The sequence below is a fragment of the Serratia sp. CY43202 genome (genome assembly GCF_052168755.1).
GTDB classification, from domain to species: Bacteria; Pseudomonadota; Gammaproteobacteria; order Enterobacterales; family Enterobacteriaceae; genus Serratia; species Serratia bockelmannii.
In genome coordinates this window covers 1-5399 of sequence record NZ_JBJNMB010000019.1, presented here as the reverse complement: position 1 = coordinate 5399, position 5399 = coordinate 1, and the positions used below count along the sequence as shown (strand labels likewise).

At 41.6% G+C, this 5399-nt stretch carries 7 protein-coding genes; 2 read left to right on the top strand and 5 right to left on the bottom strand.

Annotated features, from left to right (window positions below; all coding sequences use genetic code 11):
- The first annotated feature begins 92 nt into the window (after nucleotides 1-92).
- The gene (locus ACJ8J5_RS24650; protein WP_096111359.1) at nucleotides 93-254 is read left to right on the top strand and encodes a replication initiation protein; all 162 of its coding nucleotides are present in this window, start codon (nucleotides 93-95) and stop codon (nucleotides 252-254) included.
- Nucleotides 255-687: 433 nt separating this feature from the next.
- A complete protein-coding gene (gene yhdJ / locus ACJ8J5_RS24645; protein WP_155367702.1) occupies nucleotides 688-1611 on the top strand; it encodes an adenine-specific DNA-methyltransferase in 924 nt (307 codons plus the stop codon).
- Here yhdJ and ACJ8J5_RS24640 read toward each other — a convergent pair.
- The 5 genes from ACJ8J5_RS24640 to ACJ8J5_RS24620 all read right to left on the bottom strand — a co-directional run bounded on the left by ACJ8J5_RS24640 (nucleotide 1583) and on the right by ACJ8J5_RS24620 (nucleotide 5062).
- Nucleotides 1583-2614 (bottom strand): type II restriction endonuclease, encoded by a 1032-nt coding sequence (locus ACJ8J5_RS24640; RefSeq protein WP_155367701.1) that lies wholly within the window; start codon nucleotides 2612-2614, stop codon nucleotides 1583-1585. The genes yhdJ and ACJ8J5_RS24640 overlap by 29 nt on opposite strands.
- Nucleotides 2614-2823, bottom strand: coding sequence for a helix-turn-helix domain-containing protein (locus ACJ8J5_RS24635; RefSeq protein ID WP_064168505.1), 210 nt, complete (start codon nucleotides 2821-2823; stop codon nucleotides 2614-2616). The genes ACJ8J5_RS24640 and ACJ8J5_RS24635 overlap by 1 nt, the downstream gene beginning before the upstream one ends.
- Before the next feature lie 975 nt (nucleotides 2824-3798).
- Nucleotides 3799-4209, bottom strand: coding sequence for a helix-turn-helix domain-containing protein (locus ACJ8J5_RS24630; RefSeq protein ID WP_048295909.1), 411 nt, complete (start codon nucleotides 4207-4209; stop codon nucleotides 3799-3801).
- Nucleotides 4209-4400, bottom strand: a complete 192-nt coding sequence (locus ACJ8J5_RS24625; RefSeq protein ID WP_032421723.1) for a Rop family plasmid primer RNA-binding protein — start codon at nucleotides 4398-4400, stop codon at nucleotides 4209-4211. Before ACJ8J5_RS24625 ends, ACJ8J5_RS24630 begins: the two co-directional genes overlap by 1 nt.
- Nucleotides 4401-4870: 470 nt before the next feature.
- The gene (locus ACJ8J5_RS24620; protein ID WP_001041614.1) at nucleotides 4871-5062 is read right to left on the bottom strand and encodes a Rop family plasmid primer RNA-binding protein; all 192 of its coding nucleotides are present in this window, start codon (nucleotides 5060-5062) and stop codon (nucleotides 4871-4873) included.
- Nucleotides 5063-5399 lie beyond the last annotated feature (337 nt).

Genomic DNA, 5399 nt, shown 5'->3' with positions numbered 1-5399 from the left:
TACCGGTGTCATTCCGCTGTTATGGCCGCGTTTATCTCATTCCACGCCTGACACTCAGTTCCGGGTAGGCAGTTCGCTCCAAGCTGGACTGTATGCACGAACCCCCCGTTCAGTCCGACCGCTGCGCCTTGTCCGGTAACTATCGACTTGAGTCCAACCCGGAAAGACATGCAAAAGCGCCACTGGCAGCAGCCGCTGGTAAACAGAATGTGCGAGAGAAGTATCGAGAGTTCTTGAAGTGGTGGCCTGAGTGAGGCTACACTGGAAGGACAGATTGGGTGACATGTCTCGCACAAGACTGTTACCACGGTTCAGAAGTTCCCCAACTTACTGAACCTTCGAAAAACCACCTCCCCAGGTGGTTTTTTCGTTTACAGAGCAAGAGATTACGCTCAGATATAGATGATCTCAAGAGGATCTTTTGAGATCCTACTGAAAACTGACGAAGCAATTAAGCATCAATATTGTTAGTGGCAGTCTTTGATAACCCTCAGAGCCTCTTCACCACCACCTAAGATTTAAGCATTAACACATGAAAATCAATAAGTTAAAATTTAATACATTATATATGCAACTTATATATGTTTTTAAAGGCAATCATAAAGCACAAAAGTAGAGCTATGAAGGTTGTACAGCATCAATTTTGACGGTAGCATAGTAGACTATGAGTCACACTAAGGGTAAAAGATGAAAATTGAATTCGAAGCCAGATATTTCACAGATGAACAAAATAAAATTATCCATGGTGATGCTTTAACTGAATTAAAGAAGTTACCATCAGAAAGCGTAGATTTGGTTTTTGCAGATCCGCCATATAATATCGGTAAAGATTTCGATGGTCTTATTGAGTCTTGGGATGATAATGAATTTCTTCATTGGCTATTCGAGTGCATTGATGAATGTCATCGAGTTTTAAAAAAAAATGGCACTATGTATATAATGAATAGTACTGAGAACATGCCATATATTGACATAAAATGCAGGAATACCTTTCATATAAAGAGTAGAATAGTTTGGTCTTATGATAGCTCTGGGGTTCAAGCTAAAAACTACTTTGGTTCTATGTATGAACCAATATTAATGATGGTTAAAGACCCCAAAAAATATACTTTTAACAGTAAAGATATCTTGGTTGAAGCAAAAACAGGTTCCAAAAGAGCTTTAATTGATTACAGGAAGAATCCACCTCAACCTTATAATACTCAAAAAGTACCTGGAAATGTTTGGGAATTTCCCCGAGTAAGATTCCTTATGGAGGAATATGAAAACCACCCAACGCAAAAACCAATTTCTCTTCTAAAGAGAATTGTTTTAGCTTCATCAAATCCAGGGGATGTAGTTTTAGATCCTTTTTCTGGTAGCTTTACAACGGGAGATGTATCTAAGTCTCTAGATAGAAGATTTATAGGTATAGAAATAAACGAAGAGTATGTAAAAATGGGCATAAGAAGGTTAAACATACCTTCAAGTTACACCCCAAAAGAATTAGAAAAATTAAAAAAAAGGAAGACAAAAAACAAATCGAAGAATGTCAGGGGGGATGATAATGACATTTCTGATTTGTTAATTGATGATCTGCCCTCTAGTCAAGAAGGCCATACTCTAATTTAAAGTTTTCAATAATGACTCTCTTGAGTTCTTCAAGATCCTCAAGAGAGTCAGATATCACTCCTACAATATTTCTAAGGGTCGGTAAAGTAAAAACCTCTTCAAACAAGCCAAAATATCTATTCGCTAATTCTTCGCCCATAGTTTTTTCTGCATTAACCTTTATTAACCTCATAACTCCTTCTGGATCAAGATCCGTTTTAACAACAAAACTCATAGGGAATTTATTCGTCTTATCGAAATCTAAAAAGTATTTTTTGAAGTCTAAAACCTCAGTCACTTGAAAAAACCTTCCTACTGGCTTTAAAACAAAATCTATCCCACCATCATTAGCATTAGTCCTTCCTGTTTTAAACAGCTGGAAGAACTCCTCTCTTCCATTTATTACAATATTTTTTTTAGAGAAGTATAATTTTAGCACTGAAAAGGATACGACCTCAAACAACCTAGCATCTGCATTTGGGCTAAAGGAATTTTCAATAAATTTCAATATCCCTTCTTTTCCATTCGAGTTTTCAATATTAAAAAGGAATTCATTTTGTTTTTCAGTTATTTCGTCAATATATAAATCAATTGCTTTAGTGATAAACAATGAAGATGAACCGGGATCCATGCCAAACTCTGAAAGAAAATCAATAGAAATTATTCTTTTTTTTACTGTTCCTTCTGTCGCACTTTGCACAGGTAACATATTATCCTGCACTAAAAAACTTCTTCTTACCTCATCATTCAATCTATTATCCAAAGGATGATTTTGCAGTTTAGAACCAAAAGGAAGCGCTCTCATTCTCTGCATTAAAACAGAGAAGGAGGTCCCGCCCTTCGCCCCATCATTATATGCTTCACAAAGAACATATAGCGCATATAAATTGCCAAGTGAACGCCTAGCTTTGCTATCTCTGCCTGATGCTCTAGTCTTTTTTTCGATATATTTGTAAACTACAGACCTTTGACTTACATTATATTTAGATGCTAACTCATCTATTTTCTTAACGAAATCCACCATTAAAAGAGCTCCTTTATTTCCACATTCAAAGCCAATGCTATTTTATTTATGTTAACCAGACTTACATTCCGCTTCCCTCGCTCTATCCCACTTACGTAAGTCCTGTCCATTCCGGATAAAAACGCAAGATTCTCTTGGCTAATATTTTTCTCCATTCTGATTCGTCTTAAGTTTTCACCAAAAACTTTTTTGATATCTTCTGGATTCATACATTAAATCCGTAAAAAAAATTTATAATTGCATTTGGTGACTCAAAACCCAACGGACTTTAAGTCACATTCCGTGTTTATTATTGTCAAATGGTTAGTTTTCTCTATCGGCACTATTCGGATTAAGAACGGCCCCCCCCCCCTCAGGAGCAACTAACCAAAGCTGGTGTCGTAAATGCCGTTCGACTCTATCTAAAAAATGAAAAAGCCACCTTTCAGGCGGCTTTTTCACATCACCAGAACCATTTGCATTTACCATAACATCCGTTATCAGCACCGCCTGAGATGCCCTCAGGGCGTTTCTGACGGGAAACCGGTAAACAAGGCAACAAACCACCCGAAAACCCGCCAGAAACGCGCAGGCTCTGTTTTTACGGCATGCATGAGTATGCGCACAAGTGCATAGCGCGGAAATTGACACCATTCAGCCAGGGGAAGTCCTGTTTCCGGCGTTCTTCCCATCCGAAAACGGTGAACGGGGACGCAATTTATTGCGTGGCCGTGAAGCGTTGCCGGCGCAGCCGGAAAACCGGTTTTCAGCACGTTCAGGAATCGGGTTCGTCGACGGCCGGCAATCACGTTATGGCAAGTCGCCGGACGACTCACCGGCGATTCGACTCGTGACTTGACTCTAGAGTCACCGCGGTCAAAAAAACGCCAAAGCGACGATTCGACTCTAGAGTCAAGTCGTCATAAGTTACTGATAGTGTGGAGTGAGTCGTCGATGACTCTATGACGAGTCGTCGGCAAGTCGTACACGAATCACCGACGACTTGGATTGACCTTACAGAAGGTAATACTGCGTAATTTAATAAAACCTAACCAACTGATAATAAGGAGTTATCTGCAAAATTTTAATTTTGCGTGGTGTGTGGGTATTTTTCGTGGTGAGGAGTGTTCCCGGATCTGGCGATTTTTGGGAAGGTTCAGGAACGCCCCGGGATGGCCGGAGAGGAAAACTCAAGCATGGCGGGATCAGGATTTTTTCCAGAATTTCCACCACGGGGAATGGGGTGGTGAAGAAGGTTCGTGCTTGTGCTCCAGAAGCTGCATAGCCTGACGAAGGGAATCAATATGCTCATCTCGAGCCTTAACAGCCCCTTTAAGACCATCGTTTTCAGCTTCAAGTAAAGCGATTCTATGTTGTAAATCATGTAAACCAACGCTGTTAATACCTGTAGATTCTGCGTCACTTTTTACATCATCGATGACACCATCAAGAGAACCAAACACTCTAATAAGCTCTGATGTATCAATAACTTTAATACCCTTCCCGTGCTTTACAACAGAGGTGTAACTTAACTTACCACTGTTAATCATCTTGTAAATAGTAGGGCGACTAACCTTAACAAGCCGTGCTGCTTCACTAATAGACACTCTGGCCATCAGTTACCATCCTGTAATTCATCCAGTCTCGAGGACAGTGTACGGAAAAGATGCTCCGCATCATCGTGGAGTTTCTCACAAAGGTCGGCCTCAGCATCGAGATCAAGCTCGTTAAGCTTCTCCAGCAGGAGCAGAGACTGATTCTGGATGAATTTAGCCATGTTCAGCGCTGTTTTCTGTTGTTTCGTCATAAGGGACCTCAGAGCATCAGTGCTCAGTGTAAAACCGGTAAGGGGGTCGGATGTACGAATGGTTCAGAGAACGGATCTGAGGTAATCCTGTAGTTATTTTGTAGTTTATCTGTAGTCATCGCACTAAAAATCAGGATTAAGTCATCAACTTTTGTAGTCTTCCTGTAGTTTACCTGTAGTCCGGAAAAATAATCCGTTCATGCTTGCATGAACGAAGCAGTTAAGGACGCTTTTTCGTCGCCGATGCTCCTTAACCTGCGCAGATCACGCGGCCAGAATGATAATTTTTTGCCCCTTAAATGGTCATACACCTAACGCAGCCGCGATTTTCATCGCAACTTCATGAAAAATAAATAAAAAAGAAAAAATAAAGGGATTCTGGGTATTACCGGGGTAATAATATTAAGCGCCAGGACAATGAAAATTAAGGCGATGCCGGTATTACTCCGGTAATACCCAGAACGGAGCCATTACGCACCGTCCTGCTGCTCATTCAGGCGCGCTGACAGGCTTCGGTAAAGGCGTTCCGCATCCTCATGGAGTTTCTCGCAGAAATCAGCCTCATGATCCAGATCCAGCTCATTAAGCCTGTCCAGAAGAAGCAGGGACTGATCCTGGATGAATTTAGCCATGTTAACGGCTGTCTTTTGTTGTTTGTTCATGAAGGCCCCGGCGCGAAAGTACTTACTGTACGTTCTGATGGTTTTCCGCTTCCTCGCTCATTCGCTCACTCCGTTCGGTCATGAGTCTGCGGCGAGCGGAGGGAAGATAAGCAGATAACATAACGGTAAGCATAACGAAAACTAAGGACAAGGGCGAAAAGGCCACGCCCCACCGGGGCGTTTTTCCATAGGCTCCGCCCCCCTGACAAGCATCACGAAATCTGACGCTCAAATCAGTGGTGGCGAAACCCGACAGGACTATAAAGATACCAGGCGTTTCCCCCTGGTGGCTCCCTCGTGCGCTCTCCTGTTCCTGCCTTTCGGTTTACCGGTGTCA

Excerpts from the sequence above, each read along its gene's own strand:
- ACJ8J5_RS24625 (WP_032421723.1), bottom strand. The coding sequence starts at position 4,400 with ATGACGAAACAACAGAAAACAGCGCTGAACATGGCTAAATTCATCCAG.
- ACJ8J5_RS24630 (WP_048295909.1), bottom strand. The coding sequence starts at position 4,209 with ATGGCCAGAGTGTCTATTAGTGAAGCAGCACGGCTTGTTAAGGTTAGT.
- ACJ8J5_RS24640 (WP_155367701.1), bottom strand. The coding sequence starts at position 2,614 with ATGGTGGATTTCGTTAAGAAAATAGATGAGTTAGCATCTAAATATAAT.
- ACJ8J5_RS24635 (WP_064168505.1), bottom strand. The coding sequence starts at position 2,823 with ATGAATCCAGAAGATATCAAAAAAGTTTTTGGTGAAAACTTAAGACGA.
- ACJ8J5_RS24620 (WP_001041614.1), bottom strand. The coding sequence starts at position 5,062 with ATGAACAAACAACAAAAGACAGCCGTTAACATGGCTAAATTCATCCAG.
- ACJ8J5_RS24650 (WP_096111359.1), top strand. The coding sequence starts at position 93 with ATGCACGAACCCCCCGTTCAGTCCGACCGCTGCGCCTTGTCCGGTAAC.
- yhdJ (WP_155367702.1), top strand. The coding sequence starts at position 688 with ATGAAAATTGAATTCGAAGCCAGATATTTCACAGATGAACAAAATAAA.